This window comes from Microbacterium maritypicum (genome assembly GCF_041529975.1).
In the GTDB taxonomy this organism is placed as follows: Bacteria; Actinomycetota; Actinomycetes; order Actinomycetales; family Microbacteriaceae; genus Microbacterium.
This window is the reverse complement of record NZ_CP168030.1, coordinates 3,719,837-3,738,599: the sequence shown is the minus strand read 5'-3', so window position 1 is coordinate 3,738,599 and position 18,763 is coordinate 3,719,837. Positions and strand designations below refer to the sequence as shown.

Annotated in this window: 21 protein-coding genes; 16 read left to right on the top strand and 5 right to left on the bottom strand. The window is 69.4% G+C overall.

Going from position 1 to position 18,763, the window contains the following annotated elements; genetic code table 11:
- Window positions 1-37: 37 nt before the first annotated feature.
- The gene (locus ACCO44_RS18100) at window positions 38-1,471 is read left to right on the top strand and encodes an MDR family MFS transporter (protein ID WP_372467664.1); all 1,434 of its coding nucleotides are present in this window, start codon (window positions 38-40) and stop codon (window positions 1,469-1,471) included.
- Between the two features lie 198 nt (window positions 1,472-1,669).
- Here the strand turns inward: ACCO44_RS18100 and purB are convergent, their stop codons facing one another.
- Window positions 1,670-3,052 (bottom strand): adenylosuccinate lyase, encoded by a 1,383-nt coding sequence (gene purB, locus ACCO44_RS18095; protein ID WP_051662409.1) that lies wholly within the window; start codon window positions 3,050-3,052, stop codon window positions 1,670-1,672.
- The gene (locus ACCO44_RS18090; protein WP_029264367.1) at window positions 3,049-3,588 is read right to left on the bottom strand and encodes a low molecular weight protein-tyrosine-phosphatase; all 540 of its coding nucleotides are present in this window, start codon (window positions 3,586-3,588) and stop codon (window positions 3,049-3,051) included. The genes purB and ACCO44_RS18090 overlap by 4 nt, the downstream gene beginning before the upstream one ends.
- A gap of 148 nt (window positions 3,589-3,736) precedes the next feature.
- On the opposite strand from ACCO44_RS18090, the gene ACCO44_RS18085 reads away from it, so the two are divergent.
- Genes ACCO44_RS18085 through ACCO44_RS18070 form a run of 4 tightly spaced genes read left to right on the top strand, consistent with a single transcriptional unit; the run spans window position 3,737 to window position 5,938 of the window.
- Window positions 3,737-4,000, top strand: coding sequence for a hypothetical protein (locus ACCO44_RS18085; protein ID WP_372467663.1), 264 nt, complete (start codon window positions 3,737-3,739; stop codon window positions 3,998-4,000).
- On the top strand, window positions 3,997-5,283 hold the full coding sequence (locus ACCO44_RS18080) for a hypothetical protein (RefSeq protein ID WP_372467662.1): 1,287 nt from the start codon (window positions 3,997-3,999) through the stop codon (window positions 5,281-5,283). The genes ACCO44_RS18085 and ACCO44_RS18080 overlap by 4 nt, the downstream gene beginning before the upstream one ends.
- Before the next feature lie 38 nt (window positions 5,284-5,321).
- Window positions 5,322-5,540 (top strand): type II toxin-antitoxin system VapB family antitoxin, encoded by a 219-nt coding sequence (locus ACCO44_RS18075; RefSeq protein ID WP_167381565.1) that lies wholly within the window; start codon window positions 5,322-5,324, stop codon window positions 5,538-5,540.
- Complete coding sequence (locus tag ACCO44_RS18070) at window positions 5,537-5,938, top strand: PIN domain nuclease (protein WP_372467661.1); 402 nt, start codon at window positions 5,537-5,539, stop codon at window positions 5,936-5,938. The genes ACCO44_RS18075 and ACCO44_RS18070 overlap by 4 nt, the downstream gene beginning before the upstream one ends.
- Before the next feature lie 9 nt (window positions 5,939-5,947).
- Here ACCO44_RS18070 and ACCO44_RS18065 read toward each other — a convergent pair whose 3' ends face one another.
- From ACCO44_RS18065 to ACCO44_RS18055, 3 genes are read right to left on the bottom strand one after another with little or no spacing between them, the layout of a single operon-like run.
- Window positions 5,948-6,352 carry a phage holin family protein gene (locus ACCO44_RS18065; RefSeq protein ID WP_029264370.1) on the bottom strand — a complete coding sequence of 135 codons (405 nt, stop codon included), beginning with the start codon at window positions 6,350-6,352 and terminating at the stop codon, window positions 5,948-5,950.
- Window positions 6,353-6,386: 34 nt separating this feature from the next.
- Window positions 6,387-6,770 carry a type II toxin-antitoxin system death-on-curing family toxin gene (locus ACCO44_RS18060; RefSeq protein ID WP_105711712.1) on the bottom strand — a complete coding sequence of 128 codons (384 nt, stop codon included), beginning with the start codon at window positions 6,768-6,770 and terminating at the stop codon, window positions 6,387-6,389.
- Entirely contained in the window at window positions 6,767-6,973 is a 207-nt protein-coding gene (locus tag ACCO44_RS18055; protein WP_105711711.1) for a ribbon-helix-helix protein, CopG family, read from the bottom strand. The genes ACCO44_RS18060 and ACCO44_RS18055 overlap by 4 nt, the downstream gene beginning before the upstream one ends.
- Window positions 6,974-7,060: 87 nt before the next feature.
- Between ACCO44_RS18055 and ACCO44_RS18050 the strand changes: the two genes are divergently transcribed.
- The 11 genes from ACCO44_RS18050 to ACCO44_RS18000 all read left to right on the top strand — a co-directional run bounded on the left by ACCO44_RS18050 (window position 7,061) and on the right by ACCO44_RS18000 (window position 18,762).
- Window positions 7,061-8,128, top strand: a complete 1,068-nt coding sequence (locus ACCO44_RS18050) for a histidinol-phosphate transaminase (RefSeq protein ID WP_372467660.1) — start codon at window positions 7,061-7,063, stop codon at window positions 8,126-8,128.
- Between the two features lie 105 nt (window positions 8,129-8,233).
- Window positions 8,234-9,361, top strand: a complete 1,128-nt coding sequence (locus ACCO44_RS18045; RefSeq protein WP_372467659.1) for a thiamine pyrophosphate-dependent dehydrogenase E1 component subunit alpha — start codon at window positions 8,234-8,236, stop codon at window positions 9,359-9,361.
- On the top strand, window positions 9,358-10,338 hold the full coding sequence (locus ACCO44_RS18040; protein ID WP_372467658.1) for an alpha-ketoacid dehydrogenase subunit beta: 981 nt from the start codon (window positions 9,358-9,360) through the stop codon (window positions 10,336-10,338). Before ACCO44_RS18045 ends, ACCO44_RS18040 begins: the two co-directional genes overlap by 4 nt.
- Before the next feature lie 120 nt (window positions 10,339-10,458).
- Window positions 10,459-11,811, top strand: a complete 1,353-nt coding sequence (locus ACCO44_RS18035) for a dihydrolipoamide acetyltransferase family protein (RefSeq protein WP_372467657.1) — start codon at window positions 10,459-10,461, stop codon at window positions 11,809-11,811.
- A 76-nt stretch (window positions 11,812-11,887) separates the two neighbouring features.
- Entirely contained in the window at window positions 11,888-12,886 is a 999-nt protein-coding gene (locus tag ACCO44_RS18030; RefSeq protein WP_372467656.1) for a metal ABC transporter solute-binding protein, Zn/Mn family, read from the top strand.
- Window positions 12,883-13,704, top strand: a complete 822-nt coding sequence (locus ACCO44_RS18025; protein WP_105711705.1) for a metal ABC transporter ATP-binding protein — start codon at window positions 12,883-12,885, stop codon at window positions 13,702-13,704. Before ACCO44_RS18030 ends, ACCO44_RS18025 begins: the two co-directional genes overlap by 4 nt.
- The gene (locus ACCO44_RS18020) at window positions 13,701-14,561 is read left to right on the top strand and encodes a metal ABC transporter permease (RefSeq protein WP_029264379.1); all 861 of its coding nucleotides are present in this window, start codon (window positions 13,701-13,703) and stop codon (window positions 14,559-14,561) included. Before ACCO44_RS18025 ends, ACCO44_RS18020 begins: the two co-directional genes overlap by 4 nt.
- 60 nt (window positions 14,562-14,621) lie before the next feature.
- Window positions 14,622-15,038: a Fur family transcriptional regulator gene (locus ACCO44_RS18015; protein ID WP_372467655.1), complete on the top strand. Its 417-nt coding sequence runs from the start codon at window positions 14,622-14,624 to the stop codon at window positions 15,036-15,038.
- Window positions 15,035-16,075: a permease gene (locus ACCO44_RS18010; protein WP_105711704.1), complete on the top strand. Its 1,041-nt coding sequence runs from the start codon at window positions 15,035-15,037 to the stop codon at window positions 16,073-16,075. Before ACCO44_RS18015 ends, ACCO44_RS18010 begins: the two co-directional genes overlap by 4 nt.
- Window positions 16,068-16,880: a TIGR03943 family protein gene (locus tag ACCO44_RS18005; protein ID WP_372467654.1), complete on the top strand. Its 813-nt coding sequence runs from the start codon at window positions 16,068-16,070 to the stop codon at window positions 16,878-16,880. The genes ACCO44_RS18010 and ACCO44_RS18005 overlap by 8 nt, the downstream gene beginning before the upstream one ends.
- On the top strand, window positions 16,870-18,762 hold the full coding sequence (locus ACCO44_RS18000) for a hypothetical protein (protein ID WP_372467653.1): 1,893 nt from the start codon (window positions 16,870-16,872) through the stop codon (window positions 18,760-18,762). The genes ACCO44_RS18005 and ACCO44_RS18000 overlap by 11 nt, the downstream gene beginning before the upstream one ends.
- Window position 18,763: the final 1 nt, after the last annotated feature.

Here is an 18,763-nt window from a genome sequence, read left to right as displayed (position 1 = left end):
TCGGAATAGTCCCGGCGCCACGGGGCTTGTCCCTGAAGTGACTGCCTCCGTCGACCGCGCCTCCATCGGACTCCGGTCGCCGAGAGGCCCCATCCTCGGCGCGTTGATGCTCGCGACCGGGCTCATCGCGATCGATGCCACGATCCTCGCCACCGCGGTGCCCAGCATCGTCCGCGATCTCGGCAGCTATCAGCAGTTCCCGTGGTTGTTCTCGGTGTATCTGCTGGCGCAGGCCGTGAGCGTCCCCATCTACTCCCGGTTCGCCGACACGGTCGGCCGCAAGCCGATCATCCTGCTCGGCATCGCCCTGTTCCTCCTCGGCTCGATCCTCTGCGGCTTCGCGTGGAGCATGCCCGCGCTGATCGTCTTCCGCATCATCCAGGGGCTCGGCGCGGGCGCGGTCGCGCCGATGGCCATGACGATCGTCGGAGACATCTACACCGTCGCCGAGCGCGCCAAGGTGCAGGGGTACATCGCGAGTGTGTGGGCGATCTCCTCCGTCGTCGGCCCGGCGCTCGGCGGCATCTTCGCTCAGCTCGACGCGTGGCGCTGGATCTTCTGGGTCAACATCCCGCTGTGTCTGATCGCGGCCTGGATGCTGCAACTCAAGTACAAGGAGCAGAAGCAGACCGAGCGGCACCGGATCGACTACGCCGGAGCCGTGCTGCTCACAGTCGGGTTGACGGGCTTGATCCTCGGGATGCTCGAGGGGGGCAACGCCTGGGCGTGGATCTCCGTCCAGAGCGCGCTGTGCTTCGGGATCGGCATCGTGGCTCTCGCCCTCTTCGCGATGGTCGAACGCCGGGTCGCGGAGCCCATCGTCGACCTCCGCCTTGCGGCCAGGCCGCTGATCCTGACCACCACCCTCGTCTCGCTCGGGGTGGGTGCCCTCATGATCGGCGTCACCAGCTTCGCGCCCGCCTACCTCGAGGGCTCGCTGGGCATCGCGCCGCTGCTGTCGGGTCTGGCCGTCGCCGCGTTGACGCTCGGGTGGCCGATCGCCGCAGCGAACGTGGGGCGCCTGTATCTGCGCATCGGATTCCGTCGCACCACTCTGATCGGTATGAGCATCGCCTCGGTCGCGGCGATCGTCCTCGCGTCGGTGTCTTCGTGGCCGAACCCCTGGGTGCTGTCGCTGATCGCGTTCGTCCTCGGGTTCGGGCTCGGGTGGAGCGCCGCGCCGACCCTCATCGCCGCCCAGTCCTCCGTGGGGTGGGGCGAGCGCGGAGCTGTGACGGGCATGAATGCGTTCGCGCGCTCAGCGGGCAGCGCCGTGGGAGTTGCGGTGTTCGGGGCGATCTCGAACGCGGCCATCGCGCAGGGCGCCGGCCCCGATGACCCCGACACGATCATCCACGCATCGGTCTGGGTGTTCGTCGCGGTCGCCGTGACCGCCCTGCTCACGCTGCTCGCCGCCGCTTTCATGCCGAAGGACAAGGTCGAGGACCACTCCGGCGAGCCCGCCTCCTAGCCCGCTGCGCGTCCGTTCCCGCTCCCCCGCGCCCGCTCCCGCCATCCGTCGCCGAGTGCACGGGATCGTGTCGACTGCACGGGAACCCTGCGTGGATCGGCGGTGTACTCGGCAACAAGCCGTGCACTCGGCGATCCTGCGTGGCGGGACCGGGACCGGGACCGGGACCGGGACCGGGACCGGGTACGGGTGCGCGTGTTAGCGGGCGAGGCGCTCGGCGATGCCGGTGTACGTGGCCGGAGTCAGCGCGAGGAGGCGCTGCTTCGCGGCATCGCCGATCTCGAGCCCCTGCACGAACTCGGCGAGGTCGGCGGCGCCCACCCGGTGGCCGCGCGTCAGCTCCTTGAGCAGGGCGTACGGGTCGGTGATCGTGGACCGACCGGCGACGACCTCGGCACGGATGACGGTCTGGATGGCCTCGGCGAGCACCTCCCAGTTCACGTCGAGGTCGGCCAGCAGCACGTCGCGCGAGAGCGAGATCGCATTGAGGCCGCGGCGCAGGTTGTCGAGGGCGAGCAGCGAGTGCCCGAACGCGACGCCGATGTTGCGCTGCGTGGTGGAGTCGGTGAGGTCGCGCTGCAGGCGGCTGGTGACCAGGGTCTGACCGAGCGAGGCGAGCAGGGCACCCGAGATCTCGAGGTTCGCCTCGGCGTTCTCGAAGCGGATCGGGTTGATCTTGTGCGGCATCGTCGACGAGCCGGTGGCCCCGGCGACCGGGATCTGCGCGAAGTAGCCGAGCGAGATGTAGGTCCAGATGTCGGTGGCGAGGTTGTGCAGGATGCCGCCGGCGTGGCGCACGCGGTCGTAGAGCTCGACCTGCCAATCGTGCGACTCGATCTGGGTGGTGAGGATGTTGAAGCCGAGTCCGAGGCCCTCGATGTACTCGCGGGCGATGGTCGGCCAGTCGGCGTCGGGGTCGGCCGCCAGGTGCGCCGACCAGGTGCCGGTCGCGCCCGAGAACTTGGCAAGGTACTCGGATGCCGCGATCTGGCCGCGCACGCGCTCGAGGCGCCACGCGAAGACCGCGATCTCCTTGCCCATGGTCGAGGGCGTCGCGGGCTGGCCGTGCGTGCGGGAGAGCATCGCGGCGTCGGCGTGCTCGACCGCGAGTTCGCGGAGCTTCGCGATCACGGTGTCCAGGGCCGGCAGCCAGACCTCCTCCACGGCGCGCTTCACGGTGAGCGCGTAGGAGGCGGAGTTGATGTCCTCGCTGGTGGCGGCGAAGTGCGTGAGCTCGGCGATGGCGTCGAGTCCGAGCGTCGAGAGGCGGTCGCGCACGAGGTACTCGATGGCCTTCACGTCGTGCTGGGTGACGGCTTCCTTCTCGGCGAGCCAGTCGATCTCGGCCTGCCCGAAGTCGCGGTACAGCGCACGCAGGCGTTCCTTGTCGGCATCCGACAGCGGGGTCGTCTCGAACAGCGAGCGGTCGGTGAGGGCGATCAGCCACTCCACCTCGACCTCGACCCGTGCGCGGTTGAGTCCCGCCTCGGAGAGGAAGTCGGCGAGACCGGTGACGGCGCCGCGGTAGCGACCGTCGAGAGGGCTCAGGGGCTGCGGCGGGAGCGAAGGCTGGAAAGTCAGGGGAGTCCTCCTGATGAGGCCCCGAAGGTTCGGGGCGAGCGGGGGAGACGGAGAGCGGGTTCGAGCTGGCGGAACAGGCCCCGAGTCGCCGCCTCAATCATACCGAGCACCGAATCGAACATCGCCGCCCCCGCGTAGTACGGGTCGGGGACGTCATGGGTGGAGGCGTCCGGGTCGAACGCGAGGAGCAGCGTGACCTTGCCCTCCTCGTCCTCGTCGTGCGCCCACTCCCGCAGGATGCGCTCGTGGGTGCGGTCGAGCGCGACCACGAGGTCGTTGTCGGCGAAGGCCGCGGCGGTGAACTGGCGCGCGCGGTGCCGAGAGCCGTCGTATCCGCGCCGGGCGAGGGAGTCGATCGTGCGGTCGTCGGCGCGCTCGCCCAGATGCCAGTCGCCGGTGCCGGCGCTGCGCGAGACGATACGCGAGCCGAGTCCCTGCCGCTCGGCGAGGTCGCGGAAGACGACCTCGGCCATGGGAGAGCGGCAGATGTTCCCCGTGCAGACGAAGATCACGCGGAAGGGATCCGGGGATGTCACAGATACATTCTGCCCGCCTCCGACGATCCTGCACAGCGCGGAGTGCTCAGGCGCGCCCTCTCTGCACACCGAGATCCGGGTTTCCTCTCTCCACCGACCGCGAGAATCCGGTCGAGCCCGGACCCGTCGAACGCAGAGGCTGAGGGCCATGTACTCCATCGCGCAGAATCATGCCATCGCCTCCGAGGCCAGCTGGGTCTGGATGCTGACCAGTCGCGAGATCGGTTCGGCGATCTCGCTGATCGAAGACGCGGGAGCCGTGCTGGTGTCGCTCGTCGATGCGTCGGATTGGCAGTCCGAGGGGTTCCGCGCCCTACATGAGCGGCTGGCGCGACTGCGTGAAGACTGCGGCGCCGAGATCGGGCATCTCCACGTGCGTCAGTGGGAGCTGAACGCCGGAGGAGCGGAATGAGCGGCCTGGAGATCGGGCACGGCGGGGTGATCGCCGTCGACACCCAGCAGCTGCGCGATGTCGGTTCCCGGATGCAGACGGTGGCGACGCAGTGCGAGGAGGCTCGGGCCGCGATCGCCCGCGCGGGTGCGCTCCTGGCCTCTGCGCCGGAGGCCGCTTCGCAGGTCGATATTCGTGCGCTGCATCGCAGCGGGGAGCGTGTCGGAGAGCTGCGTGCCGAACTCGAGGATGCCTGCGCGGGCACCCTCCTGATGGCGGACGCGTTCGAAGTGGTGGAGCTTCGGGCGGAGGCCGAAGCTCTCGCCCTGGGGGATCGCGCGGGCGCGAGTGCCCTTCGGGCGCGTATCCATCGACTCCTCGACGGCGACGCGCGCGTCGGAGTGATGGCCGACTGGCTGGTTGCCGACTGGGCGGGGCGACGCCACGGAGGCGTGCCCGAGCCGATGGGTGTCTTCGGACTGCTGCCGTCACTGCTCCTGGCCGGGGCGTTCGCCGGCCTCACGTCCACACTCGGGAAGGTGCCGTCGGGAGCCCGGCTCACGGGGGCCGCAGATCCCGTGCGGGTGACTCCGACCGCCACATCGACCCCGGCCGGTGCGCCGAAGGGCGTGGCCGGTGCGCTGAGGCGCATGCCGTCGTCGAGTGCGCAGGTGGCGGTCGAGAAGTACACCATGGCCGACGGCGCGACCCGCTACGTGACCTACGTCAAAGGGACGCAGAACTCCGTGCCCTGGGAGGGTGGCGAAGAGGATCCGTGGGACATGAAGTCGAACCTGGAGCTCTATCAGGGGCAGCGGTCGGCGTCGTATCAGGCGACCGTCGACGCGCTGGCCGCCGCGGGCGCGGAGCCCGGAGACCGGGTGGACATCGTGGGCTACTCGCAGGGCGGGATGATCGCGGCGCACCTCGCGATGGAGAGCGACTACGACGTCGCGATGCAGCTGACGGCGGGAAGCCCGCAGGAGTCGTCGCTCGGTGACGGCCAGACTCGCATCCAGCTCTCGCACTCCGACGACGTCGTCGCGAAGCTCGCTGCGGGAGGATCGGCCACGGGCACCGGTTCTCCCGACAGCTTCACCGCGACACGCGAAGTCGACCCGCAGGACGGCCTGTACGACCTGTCGCTGCAGCCGCACGCGCTCGAGGCTTACATCGAGACCGCACAGATGGTGGACGACTCGTCCGATCCGCGTGCCGAGGCGCTCGACGCGTACTGGCGGGAGCTCGGCGATGCCGTCGAGATTGAACGCACCGAGTTCCATGCCGAGCGGGTGAAGCGGTGATCGCGACGGCTGGTGTATCCGAGGTGTACCGTGCGTGTATGGCTCGCACGAACATCGACATCGACGAAGAACTCGTCCGGGAGGTCATGCGCAGGTACGACCTCTCCACGAAGAAGGAGGCGGTCGATCTCGCCCTCCGCAGGCTCGTCGGCGTGCCTCTCACGAAGGACTTCCTCCTCGGCCTGAAGGGCACGGGCTGGAGCGGAGACCTCGATGCGATCCGCGACGATCCGCCGTCGCCGTGGGGCGACGCGTGATCCTCGTCGACTCCTCCGCGTGGATCGCCTACCTTCGCGGGGTCGACGCACCGGTCGTCGAGCGACTCGACGGACTGATCGCCGCCGGCGCGGACATCGCGATCACCGAGCCGGTGATCATGGAGCTGCTCGCCGGAGCGCGGCGACCGCAGGAGCTCTCGAGGGTGGAGGCGCTCGCGAACGGGCTTCCGCTCGCACCACTGCACGCGGTCACCGACTTCCGAGACGCGGCAGAGCTCTACCGAGCCTCGGCGGCCAACGGCCACCCGATCCGCAGCATGATCGACTGCCTGATCGCCGCCGTCGCGATTCGCCGTGACATCCCGCTCCTGCACGGCGACCGCGACTTCGAGTTCCTCGCCGAGATCAGTCCGCTTCGCCTCGACGTTCCGGCGTGATCGCCGGGCTCAGTCGCGGCGGGCGGCCTTCTTCTGCGGGCGCAGGATGAAGCCGAAGATGCCGTTGATCACCGAGATGATGAGCGCGGCGAGCACGCCCCACCAGAAGTCGCCGACCGTCAGGCCCCAGCCGAAGCCGCTCGTGATCCACGCGGTCAGCCACAGCAGGAACCCGTTGATCAGGAAGCCGATCAGGCCGAACGTGATGATGTAGAGCGGGAACGCGACGATCTTCACGACCGTGCCGATGATCGTGTTGACGATGGCGAAGATCGCGGCCACCGCCAGCAGCGTCAGCACCACCTGCAGGGTCTCGCCGGGCGGGAACGCTCTGATCGTGACCTGGAGGGCGGGGATCAGCGTGACGACCCAGATGGCGAAGGCGTTGACGACGACGCGGATGATGAAGCGCATAGTCCGACCAGTGTCGCACGGACGCCGGCGAGAGTCAGCTGCGAGCGGTGCTCACGGGAATGCGGTTCGCGCGAATACGTCGCTCAGACTCGTCGAGATCGATCGCACCGGAGGCCACTCCGACGACGAGGTCGAATGCGTCGTCGGTGGTGAAGCGGTGCTTCCATCCGTTGATCCACAGGAACGCGACGAGGCTCGTCCACGCCGTCCGCTTGTTCCCGTCGAAGAGCGGGTGATTGCGCGCCAAGGATTCGAGGAGAGCAGCAGCTTTTCGGTCGATGGTCGCGTATGCGTCGTCGCCGAAGAGTGACGCGGAGGGTCGAGCGAGAGCCGAAGCGAGCAGTCCGGCGTCGCGGACATGGAAGCCGAGTCGTTCGACGATCTGAAGGCCGTCCGCCAGAGTGAGGTACTCGGTCATGCGTCTTCGAGGCGCTCGAGCAGGGCTTTGTCATTGTCGAGCACGAAGTCGACGGCGGAATCCACGAGAGCCGAGCGGCTCGTGTCATTCGCGAATCGCGTCGCCGCCTCGATGATCACCGCGTGCTTCGACATGTGCCGCGCACGCGCGATCGCCTCGAGCTGTGCATCGAGTTCTTCCGGGAGCCGCACCGTCATCGCCATACCAAAATGGTACCACTGCACTTCTCTACCCGACAGGGGGCCTGCGGCGCCATCCTGACCTGTGCCGCTCCCTCGTAGACTCGACGCGTGACCGAGCCGATCCTGCCCCGTATCCGACCCGCCATCGCCGCTCTCGCGCCGTACCGGCAGGGCAAGCAGGCGGGGCCCGACGCGTTCAAGCTCTCCAGCAACGAGAACCCGTTCGACCCGCTCCCGTCGGTGCTCGAGGCGCTGCAGCGCACCACCCCGATCAACCGTTACCCCGACGCGACCGCCGGTCGTCTGCGCGAGCGCCTGGGTGCGCGTTACGGCGTCGACCCCGAGCAGGTGCACGTGGCCTCCGGCAGCGTCTCGATCCTGCACCAGCTGATCCTCGCGACCGCCTCCGTCGGCGACGAGGTCATCTACGCCTGGCGCTCCTTCGAGGCGTACCCGAGCCTTCCGCTGGTCGCCGGTGCGACCGGGGTCCAGGTGCCGCTCACCGCCGACTCCCGCCACGACCTCGACGCGATGGCGGATGCCGTCACCGAGCGCACCCGCGCGATCATCCTGTGCACCCCGAACAACCCGACCGGGCCGATCATCACGTCGGCCGAGTTCGCGGCCTTCGTCGAGCGCGTGCCGAGCGACATCCTGATCATCCTCGACGAGGCGTACGCCGAGTTCGTGACCGCGCCGGATGCCGTCGACGGTCTCGCCGAGCGCGTGTTCGACCAGCACCCGAATGTCGTGGTGCTGCGCACCTTCTCGAAGGCCTACGGTCTCGCCGGCCTCCGCATCGGGTACGCGATCGGCCACGAGAAGGTGCTGGACGCCGCACGTACCACCGGCATCCCGCTCTCGGTCACCTCCGCTGCTGAGAACGCCGCCATCGCGAGCCTCGACGCCGAGGGCGAGCTGCTCGAGCGCGTCGCCGTCATCGTCGAGCGGCGCACCCGTCTCGTGGCAGGACTCCGCGCGCAGGGCTGGGACGTCCCCGACTCCCAGTCCAACTTCGTGTGGCTGCCGGCCGGCGAGCGCACCGACGAGGTGGCTGCCGCGTTCGTCGAGAACGACCTCATCGTGCGTCCCTTCTCGGGCGACGGCATCCGCATCTCCGTCGGCGAGGAAGCCTCCCTCGACCGCGTGCTCGAGGTCGCCGCCGCAGTTCGCTGATCCGCGCTCGCCGCGGCTTTCCGCGGTTTTCTCCGGCTTCCGGGCAGTTACGAGGGCGTCCTAGGTATGCGTGACCGGGCATGCCGACGCGGGTAGCGTGAGAGCGTGACCACCCCCGAGACCCCCCTTGTGAGCGTTCTGGACGAGACCGGACGGTTCGCGCCGTCCGCCGCCGCCGAGCCGTATCTCCCCCTGATCGAGGCGATCAGCGATGCGGAGCTCGAGCAGTTCTACCGTGACATGGTCGTCATCCGCGCGATCGACACCCAGGCGACCAACCTGCAGCGACAGGGCCAGCTCGCCCTGTGGCCGCCGAGCCGCGGACAGGAGGCGGCGCAGGTCGGTTCCGGTCGTGCGGCCCGCGCGCAGGACACGATCTTCCCCTCGTACCGCGAGCACGCCGTCACCCGCATCCGCGGCGTCGACCCCGTCGACATCATCAAGCTGATGCGCGGCGTCTCGCACGGCGGGTGGGACCCGACCGACCCGAAGAACGGCAACACGCGGCTCTACACGCTCGTGCTCGGCTCGCAGGTGCTGCACGCCGCCGGCTACGGGATGGGGCTCGTGTTCGACGGGCGCACCGGCATGGGTGAGATCGACCGCGACGAGGCCGTCATCGTCTACTACGGCGACGGCGCCTCCAGCCAGGGCGACGTGCACGAGGCGATGGTCTTCGCCGCGAGCTACCAGGCGCCGACCGTCTTCTTCCTGCAGAACAACCACTGGGCGATCTCGGTGCCGGTGTCGACGCAGTCGCGTGTGCCGCTCGTGCAGCGCAGCGCCGGCTACGGCATCCCGAGCGTCCGCGTCGACGGCAACGACGTGCTCGCCAGCTACGCCGTCTCGCGGGTGGCACTCGACGAGGCCCGCAGCGGCAAGGGCCCGCAGGCGATCGAGGCCGTCACCTACCGCCTCGGCGCGCACACCACGAGCGACGACCCGACGAAATACCGCGGCAGCGACGAGGAGCAGTACTGGGCCGGTCGTGACCCGATCGTCCGGATGCGCGCGTTCCTCGAGAACCGCGGTGCATCCGCGCAACTGTTCGCCGATGTCGAGGCCGAGGCGGCGGATGCCGCGGAAGACCTTCGCGCCCGCAGCGTCGAACTCGGACCCCCCAGCGTCGGCAAGATGTTCGACCACGTGTACAGCGAACCGCACCCGCTGATCGACCAGCAGAAGGCCTGGCACGCGCAGTACGAGGCGTCGTTCGAAGGAGAAGCCCGATGACCCTCGAGACGATGCCGCTCAGCAAGGCGCTGAACGCGGGGATGCGCAGGGCGATGGAGAACGACCCGAAGGTCCTGCTCATGGGCGAGGACATCGGCAAGCTCGGCGGCGTCTTCCGTGTGACCGAGCACCTGCAGCGCGATTTCGGCGACCGTCGGGTGCTCGACACCCCGCTCGCCGAGTCCGGGATCGTCGGCACCGCGATCGGCATGGCGATGGTCGGCTACCGTCCCGTCATCGAGATCCAGTTCGACGGTTTCGTGTTCCCGGCGTTCGACCAGATCACCACGCAGCTCGCGAAGCTCACCAACCGGCACGAGGGCGCGCTCAGCATGCCGATCGTGATCCGCATCCCTTATGGCGGGCACATCGGCGCGGTCGAGCACCACCAGGAGAGTCCGGAGGCGTACTTCGCCCACACTCCCGGCCTGCGCGTGGTGTCGCCGTCGACGCCCAACGACGCGTATTGGATGATCCAGGAGGCGATCGCCTCGAACGACCCCGTGATCTTCATGGAGCCGAAGAGCCGGTACTGGCAGAAGGGCGAGGTCGAGCTCGACGCCTCCGCCGTTCCGCTGCATTCCTCGCGCGTCGTGCGGACCGGCAGTGACGTGACGCTCGTCGGCCACGGCGCGATGGTCACCACGCTGCTGCAGGCCGCCGCGCTCGCCGAAGCCGAGGGCACGAGCTGTGAGGTCGTCGACGTGCGCTCGCTCTCTCCGGTCGACTACGAGCCCATCCTGGACTCGATCCGCAAGACCGGGCGCATGGTCTACGCGCAGGAGGCCCAGGGCTTCGCCAGCATCGGCGGCGAGATCGCGGCCACCGTCATGGAGCGCGCCTTCTACGCGCTCGAGGCGCCGGTGCTTCGCGTCTCCGGCTACGACACCCCGTTCCCGCCGGCGAAGCTCGAGGGCGTGTACCTCCCGGATGCCGACCGCATCCTCGAAGCCGTCGACCGCTCCCTGGCCTACTGACCGACGTTCCATGTTCACAACTCCTCAGAAATCCAGCGAGCGGGGCTCCGATGCGCCTGGGTCAGGGCGATTCGCCTCGCTTTTGAGGAGTTGTGCACACGGTCCACGAGAGGATCAATCATGAACACGCAGAACTTCACCCTCCCCGACGTCGGGGAGGGCCTGACCGAGGCGGAGATCGTCGCCTGGAAGGTCGCCCCGGGCGACACCGTCGCGATCAACGACGTGTTGTGCGAGATCGAGACGGCCAAGTCGCTCGTGGAACTGCCGTCTCCGCACGCGGGCGTCGTCGGCGAGCTGCTCGCCGCCGAAGGAGCGACGGTCGAGGTCGGTTCGCCCATCATCACCTTCATCACGGATGCGCGTGACGACGCCGGCCCCGGTGTCGTCGCCACGGCCGAGACCCCGGCCCCGGAGGAGGGTGGCGGCTCGGTGCTCGTCGGTTACGGCACGGGCGGCGGCGCGACCTCGCGTCGAAAGCGCGCGGCCGAGCGTCCGGTCCGCTCCTCGGTGGGCGTGATCGCGAAGCCGCCGATCCGCAAGCTCGCGCGCGACCTCGGGGTCGATCTCACGGCGGTCGCCGCGACCGGTGCCGATGGCGAGGTGACCCGGGACGACGTGGTCAAGCACGCCTCACAGGCGAGCGTCTTCCGCAACATCGAGACGCCCGAGTGGGGTGATGTGCGCGAGGAGACCGTGCCCGCGCCGCAGGCCGCTCCGGCCGGACTCGCCCGCGGCATCACCGCCACGCGTCCTTCCGCCGCCGGCGACGACCGCACCGAGTCCATCCCGGTCAAGGGTGTGCGCAAGGCCACCTCCTCTGCCATGGTGCAGAGCGCGTACTCGGCTCCGCACGTGACGGTGTGGAAAGAGGTCGACGCCAGCCGCACGATGGAACTCGTGAAGCGGCTCAAGGCCTCGCCGGACTACGCCGACATCAAGGTCTCGCCGCTGCTCATCGTGGCCAGGGCCGTGATCTGGGCGGCTCGTCGCACGCCGATGGTGAACGCCGCCTGGATCGAGACGGATGCCGGTGCCGAGATCGCCGTGCGCCACTACGTGAACCTCGGCATCGCCGCCGCCACCCCGCGCGGCCTGCTCGTGCCGAACATCAAGGACGCGCAGGACCTGAGCATGAAGGACCTGGCGCGGGCGCTGAACCGCCTGACGCTCACGGCTCGCGAGGGCAAGACGCCGCCGGCCGATCAGCAGGGCGGCACGATCACGATCACCAACATCGGTGTGTTCGGGATGGATGCCGGCACCCCGATCATCAACCCCGGCGAGGCCGGCATCGTGGCGATGGGCACCATCAGCCAGAAGCCGTGGGTCGTCGACGGCGAGGTGCGCCCGCGCTGGGTGACCACGGTCGCCGGATCGTTCGACCACCGCGTGATCGACGGCGACGGCATGAGCCGCTTCATCGCCGACGTCGCCTCCGTGCTCGAGGAGCCCGCGTTGCTGGTGGAGTGAGCCCGCGGCGTCGCGCCCGGGGCGCGGCATCCCGCCCAACTTGATAATGGTTCTCATTAGCGTTTAGAGTGAAGGCATGAAGAAGCCCGTCGTCGCCCTCGCCCTCGCATCCGTCGCCGCCCTCGCGTTGGCCGGATGCTCCACCACCCCGGCAGCGGGAGAGGGCGACGACGGCACCATCACGGTCGTCGCGAGCACCAACGTCTACGGCGACATCGCCGCGCAGATCGGCGGCGACCGCGTAGAGGTCGAGTCGCTCATCACCTCGGCCTCGCAGGACCCGCACTCCTACGAGGCGACCGCGCGAGACCGCCTCACCGTGCAGAAGGCCGACCTGGTGATCGAGAACGGCGGCGGCTACGACGCCTTCGTCGACACGCTGCTCGAGGACGCGAAGGACCCGCACGTCGTCACGGCGGTCGAGTTCTCGCACGACTTCCCCGGCAACGAAGGCCACGACGAGGCCGAGCACGACCACGCCGACGACGAGTCCCACGACCACGATCACGCCGAGGGTGAAGAGGGTCACGAAGGCCATAACCACATCGAGGGCTTCAACGAGCACGTCTGGTTCGACCCGCACACGATGATCCATGTCGTCGAGGCGATCTCCGACGAGCTGGCCGAGCTCGACCCCGACGGCGCGAAGGAGTTCGCGGCCAACGCCGACGAGATCGTCGCCGACCTGGAGGGCTTCGAGGCCGACCTCGAGACCATCAAGACGGATGCCGCAGGGGCCACGGTCTTCATGACCGAGCCGCTGCCCGGCTACCTCGCCGCCGCGGCCGGCCTCACCGACGTCACGCCCGAAGGGTTCGCCGAGTCGGTCGAGGAAGGTACCGATGTGGCTCCCGCCGTGCTGCTCGAGGCGCTGAAGGTGATCGAAGACGGACAGGCCACGGCCTTGCTGACCAACGCGCAGACCGGTGGCGCGGAGACCGAGCGCGTCGAGGCGGCCGCGAAGGACGCCGGCATCCCCGTCGTCGCCTTCACGGAGCTGCTCGAGGACGGATCGTCGTACTCTGAGTGGATGAGTGACGCGATCAAGAGCCTCGCCGCCGCTGTCCAGCCGTGAGCGGCGGCGCTCCGGTCCTCGAGATCACCGACGCCGCGCTCCAGCGCGGGGATCGCGAACTCTGGTCAGGGCTCGACCTGACGGTGCAGCCCGGCGAGTTCATCGCGGTGCTCGGCCCGTCCGGGTCGGGCAAGACCACGCTGCTGCGCAGCATCCTCGGTCTGCAGCCGCTGTCTTCAGGGTCGATCCGTGTCGCGGGGGAGCCCGTGCACCGCGGGAACTCCCGCATCGGCTACATCCCGCAGCAGCGCAACCTCGCCCCCGACACCAGCATGCGAGCCCGCGACCTGGTGGGCCTCGGCGTCAGCGGAAGCCGGTTCGGGTTCCCGATCCCGCATCGCGGCGACCGCGCCAAGGTCGACCGGCTGCTCGACGCGGTCGGTGCCTCGCACTTCGCCGATCGTCGCGTCGGCCTGCTCTCAGGTGGCGAGCAGCAGCGGCTGCGGGTCGGTCAGGCCCTCGCCGACGAGCCGGCGCTGCTGCTGTGCGACGAGCCACTGTCGAACCTCGACCTGGCCAACCAGCTGGCCGTGACCGACATCATCGACCGCCAACGCCGTGAGCGCGAGGCCGCAGTGCTGTTCGTCACGCACGACATCAACCCGATCCTCGGCCGTGTCGACCGCATCCTCTACATCGCGGGCGGCCGGTTCCTCCTGGGCACTCCCGACGAGGTGCTGCAGACCCGCGTGCTCAGCGACCTCTACGGCACCCCGGTGTTCGTGCTCCGCGCGGGCGACCGGCTGGTCGTCGTCGGTGTTCCGGATGCCGAGCCGCACCACGACCACGGCGACCACGAGCACGGAGGAGCGGCATGAGGCCCCTGGTCGACTGGAGCGACGTCTTCTCGTTCCAGGACTACGGCGAGCTTGTCGCCCTGCTGTCGAACTCGATCATCGCGGGTGCCGTCCTCGGCATCGTCGGCGGACTGATCGGCGTCTTCGTCATGCAGCGCGACCTCGCGTTCGCGGTGCACGGCGTGAGCGAGTTGTCGTTCGCGGGTGCCGCCGCCGCCCTGCTGTTCGGCGGCAGCGTGGTGTTCGGGTCGTTGGCCGGCGCCCTGATCGCGGCGATCCTGATCGGCATCCTCGGCGCCAAGGCCAGGGACCGCAACTCGATCGTCGGGGTGCTGATGCCGTTCGGCCTGGGCCTCGGCATCCTGTTCCTCTCCCTCTACGACGGCCGCAGCGCCAACCGGTTCAGCCTGCTCACCGGCCAGATCGTGTCGGTGTCGAGCCCCGACCTCGGCTGGCTCATCGGCATCAGCATGGTCGTGCTGCTGGGGCTGCTCGTGATGTGGAACCCGCTGCGCTTCGACTCGCTCGACCCGGAATCGGCTGCTGCGCGCGGAGTGCCGACCCGTGCCGTGAGCCTGCTGTTCATGGTGCTGCTCGGCCTCATCGTCGCGGTGAGCGTGCACATCATCGGTGCGCTGCTGGTGATGGCGCTGCTGGTCACACCCGCCGCTGCGGCGATGCGGGTCACGGCCGGCCCCATCGCGGTGCCACTGCTGTCCGCCCTGTTCGGATTCGTCTCGGCCGTCGGCGGCATCCTGCTCGCCCTCGCCGGCACGCTGCCCGTGAGCCCGTACATCACGACCCTGTCGTTCACCATCTACGTCGTGTGCTGGATCGTGCAGAAGACACGGGCTCGGGTGAAGCGCGTCCGGGCCTGAGTCATGCGCGGGCGCGTCCACTCCCAGCCCTCGCCAACCCCTGCGGCCTAGACTCGTCTCATGGCTCAGCGGAACACCTGGCAGCGCGAACGCGTGCGCGAAGCACTCGCCGACGCGCGCGGTTTCGTGAGTGCGCAGAATCTCCACGCCTCGCTGCGTGACGACAACACCGGCATCGGCCTCGCCACCGTGTACCGCGCGCTCGCCGGCCTCGCCGCTTCCGGTGACGCCGATTCGTTGCAGAGCCCCGAGGGTGAGGCGCTGTACCGCGCCTGCACGACGCAGGGTCACCACCACCACCTCATCTGCCGGTCCTGCGGCCTGACGGTCGAGATCGAGGCCAAGGACGTCGAGCAGTGGGCGCACCGCACCGCGGCACTGCACGGATTCACGGATGCCGCACACGTGGTCGACATCTTCGGGCTGTGCACGCCGTGCACGAACAAGCGAGACGCCGAAAGGGCTGCGAACCCGTGAGCCCCTCGGCAGGTACGGCGACCCGTCACGGTCACACGCATCGCCCGGCGCCGTCCGCGCGCTCGGCCTGGATCGGAGTCGGTCTCGGCGTCGTCATCATCGCGGCGCTGTTCCTGATCGACGCCTTCGTGCCCACGCTCTTCCCCGCAGCCCTCCCCACCCGCGCGCAGGACGGCCTCACCCTCGCGCTGAGCGTGCTCATCGAGGCGCTGCCGTTCGTGATCCTCGGCGTGCTGCTGTCGATCGTGGTGCAGGTGTGGCTGCCGCCCGACGTCATCCACCGCTGGCTGCCTCGGCGCGCCTGGGCCCGTCGTGCCGTGCTGTCGCTGCTCGGCATGCTGATCCCGGTCTGCGAGTGCGGCAACGTGCCCTTCGCGCGCGGGCTGATGATGCGCGGGCTCGCTCCGGCCGAGGCGATGACCTTCCTCATCGCGGCGCCGATCGTGAACCCGATCGTGATCCTCACCACGCACGCGGCGTTCGGCTGGGACGGCGGCATCCTGGTCGCCCGCCTCGTCGGCGGCTACCTGATCGCGAACCTGATCGGCTGGATCTACAGCCGCCACCCCGACCCGGACGGCATGCTCACGCAGCGCTTCGTCGACACGTGCGACCGCGTGACGCACGAACCGGGCACGCCGGTGCGCCGCAGCCTGACGCAGTTCCTCGTCGAGCTGCGCGCCGTGATGCCCGCGCTGGTGATCGGCTCGGCGCTCGCCGGAGCCGTGCAGGTGCTCATCCCGCGGGAATGGCTGCTGGCGATCGGGTCGAACCCGGTGCTGTCGATCGTCGCGATGATGATCCTCGCGATGACCGTCGCCATCTGCTCGAACGTCGACGCCTTCTTCGCGCTGTCGTTCGCGTCGACGTTCTCGTCCGGTGCCATCGTCGCCTTCCTCCTGGTGGGCCCGCTCGTCGACGTCAAGATGCTCGCGCTCATGCGCACCACGTTCACGACGCGCACCCTCGTGGGCATCGTGGGCATCGTGCTCGCCTCGGCCTTCGCCATCGGGATCGGGGTGAACGTCCTTGTCTGAGCAGACCGCCATCCGCGCCCGCGCGCTCGGCACCCGCTGGCTGGGTGTGGGGCTCGCCGCCGTGATCTCGGTGGTCACGCTCGGCCTCGGCCTCACCGGGCGTCTCAACCTCTACATCAGCCCCGAGTCGGTGTGGTTCGCGTGCACCGCCGCGGTCGTGACACTGGCCGGCGCGATCTGGTCGTGCACGCTCCCGCTCGGCGAGGAGGGCGATCACGGGCACGATCACGGGCCCGCTCCGGTGGTCGCGGAGGGCTCGGATGATGCCGATCACGGCTCGCACCCCGCGTCGCCTCGACGTTCTCTTGCGGGTGTCGGTGCCGTCGCGGGCGGAGTGATCGCCACGGGCGTCGTCGCGGCCGCACTCGTGCTGCCGCCGGCCTCGCTGTCGGTCGAGCTGGCGATGTCGCGCGCGGGGGAGCAGAGCGCGCTGTTCGCGGGGTCGGACACTGTCGCGCTCGGCGTCGCCGACACCTCCACGTTCGGCGTGGGGGACTGGGCGAGCGTCTTCGCCGCGGCCACGAACACCGCCGCCTATGACGGCGCACCGGTGACCCTCACGGGCTTCGTGACACCCGATTCCTCGGGCGATGACGGCGTGAACCTCACCCGACTGGTCATCACGCACTGCGTGATCGACGCGCAGACCGCGGCACTCCCGGTCGACGTCGATCCGGATGACTACGCGACCGGACAGTGGGTCGAGATCACCGGGACCGTGCGCGCGGATGCCGACGGAAAGCTCCGTGTCGAGCCGACCGATGTCGTCGCGATCGACGAGCCGGGGGATCCGTATGAGTACTGACGACGATCGCCCCGAGGTGCCCGCCGTTCCGCAGACTCGTGCGGAGATGCGCGCGGCCAGAGAGGCAGCCGAGGCGGCCGAGGCCGAGCGGATCGAGCGCGCGCTCGCGACGCACCATGAGCCCGAGCCGAGCGCCGAGGAGCCGCGTGCCGATGCGGGCGGGACTGCTGCTCGTGAGGCCGCCGCCCGTGAGGCCGCTGCCCGCGAAGCCGCCGTCCGTGAGGCGGGCGATCGCGAGGTCGCGGAGCAGGAAGCCGCCGCCCGCAAGATGGCCGCCTTCGAGGCTGCTGCGCGGGAAGATGCCGAGGCGACGGCGATTCCGTCCGTTCCTCTCCCCACGGAGCCCGTCGTCGTGGGTGCGGCCCCTTTCGTCGCGTCCCCTGACGCTTCCGATGCCGCCGACACCGAGGCCGAAGCCGAGGCCGAAGCCGAGGCCGAGGCTGAGCCGCGCGATGCGGCGTTCGATCCGGCCGATTCCCGCGAGCCGTCCGCACGCGAACCTGCCCGCACCCCCGCGACGTCGCGCCGCTTCCTCCTCACGATCGGCGCGGTCCTCGGCATCCTGGTGCTCGTCGGCACCGCGTTCGGGATCGTGAGCCTCCTGCAGGGGCCACGGATCAGCGAGGTGCAGGTCGACACCGCGCAGGCGATCGAATCGTCCGGGAGCCGGGTCATCCTCACGGCGAACCAGGCGCTCTCGGACATCGATCCAGAGCAGGTCACCGTCGAGCCGGCCGTGCCGTTCACCGTCGATGCCTCCGGCCGGGGCGTCGGTGTGCGCTTCACCGTTCCGCTCGACGACTCCACGAAGTACACCGTGCGTGTCGCCGATGTCACCGGTGCCGGTGGGGGTCCCTCGACGACCCTGACGACGAGCTTCGAAACCCCGGCATCCCACATCTTCATCCTGCGCCGCGATGTCGACGGCAAGGACAAGATCTTCCTCACCGACCTCAAGGGCGATGGGGTGGCGGTCTACGAGCACGACAAGATCAACGACTTCCGGGCGACCTCGAACCAGCTCGTCGTCGCGGTCGAGGAGGGCGAAGGGTCCCGGCTGCTCGTGATGGATCGTGATGGGAAGAATCAGCGTGAGCTGAAGCTTCCCGGTGAGGGCGACGTGGGCGCGATCCAGGTCTCCGAGCGCGGCGGCCTCGTCGGCTACAGCTACTCCGACCGCAAGCTGAGCGACGACGAAGGTCGGGCGAGCGTGCTGGTCACCCAGTCGCTGAACGGCAAGGACGACCCTCAGATCATCGAGGTCGCGGGCAAGGAGGCGAGCGTTTTCGTCTGGCAGTTCGTGCCCGACAGCGCCGCCGTGCTGTTCATCGACTTCGACGGTGCGCTCTCCCTCGTCGACCGCTCGACCGACGCGGGGGTGCAGTCCCTCGGACTCGCGGCGACCATCCAGGGCATCTCCCGTGGCACGTACACGGCGATCGTCGAGCGGATCGACGGCACAGCGGTCGAGCTCGACCTCGCCGACGGATCCGAGGAGCCGCTCGCGGCATCCGATCCCGACTACGGCACGGCCACCTCGATCACCCCGTTCCCCGGTGGCACGCTCCGGCATGTGGTCTCGCGCGACGAGGCGGGGCTGCCGATCGGACAGGCCGTGATCCGTGTCGACGATGACGGGAAGGCCACCCCTCTGGTCGAGGTGAGCTCGGCGGATTCGATCCTGCAGGCGTGCGCATCTCCGAGCGGCCAGTACGCGGCGGTGGCCATCGCCCCCGACCTGGCGAACAACCCGTACGACGGGATGCGGCTCCCGCTGCCCGAGAACGTCGAGACGCACCTGATCGACATGGAGTCGGGCAAGGAGATGGTGGCCCTCACCGGTTTCGACGTCTCCTGGTGCCAGACGGCACCGCGGTTCTGAC

What these genes read in the sequence shown, in the direction of transcription:
- ACCO44_RS18085 (WP_372467663.1), top strand. Translation starts at nt 3,737, where the DNA reads ATGTACTCCATCGCGCAGAATCATGCCATCGCCTCCGAGGCCAGCTGG.
- ACCO44_RS18080 (WP_372467662.1), top strand. Translation starts at nt 3,997, where the DNA reads ATGAGCGGCCTGGAGATCGGGCACGGCGGGGTGATCGCCGTCGACACC.
- ACCO44_RS18075 (WP_167381565.1), top strand. Translation starts at nt 5,322, where the DNA reads ATGGCTCGCACGAACATCGACATCGACGAAGAACTCGTCCGGGAGGTC.
- ACCO44_RS18065 (WP_029264370.1), bottom strand. Translation starts at nt 6,352, where the DNA reads ATGCGCTTCATCATCCGCGTCGTCGTCAACGCCTTCGCCATCTGGGTC.
- ACCO44_RS18060 (WP_105711712.1), bottom strand. Translation starts at nt 6,770, where the DNA reads ATGACCGAGTACCTCACTCTGGCGGACGGCCTTCAGATCGTCGAACGA.
- ACCO44_RS18055 (WP_105711711.1), bottom strand. Translation starts at nt 6,973, where the DNA reads ATGGCGATGACGGTGCGGCTCCCGGAAGAACTCGATGCACAGCTCGAG.
- ACCO44_RS18040 (WP_372467658.1), top strand. Translation starts at nt 9,358, where the DNA reads ATGACCCTCGAGACGATGCCGCTCAGCAAGGCGCTGAACGCGGGGATG.
- ACCO44_RS18035 (WP_372467657.1), top strand. Translation starts at nt 10,459, where the DNA reads ATGAACACGCAGAACTTCACCCTCCCCGACGTCGGGGAGGGCCTGACC.
- ACCO44_RS18030 (WP_372467656.1), top strand. Translation starts at nt 11,888, where the DNA reads ATGAAGAAGCCCGTCGTCGCCCTCGCCCTCGCATCCGTCGCCGCCCTC.
- ACCO44_RS18020 (WP_029264379.1), top strand. Translation starts at nt 13,701, where the DNA reads ATGAGGCCCCTGGTCGACTGGAGCGACGTCTTCTCGTTCCAGGACTAC.
- ACCO44_RS18015 (WP_372467655.1), top strand. Translation starts at nt 14,622, where the DNA reads ATGGCTCAGCGGAACACCTGGCAGCGCGAACGCGTGCGCGAAGCACTC.
- ACCO44_RS18000 (WP_372467653.1), top strand. Translation starts at nt 16,870, where the DNA reads ATGAGTACTGACGACGATCGCCCCGAGGTGCCCGCCGTTCCGCAGACT.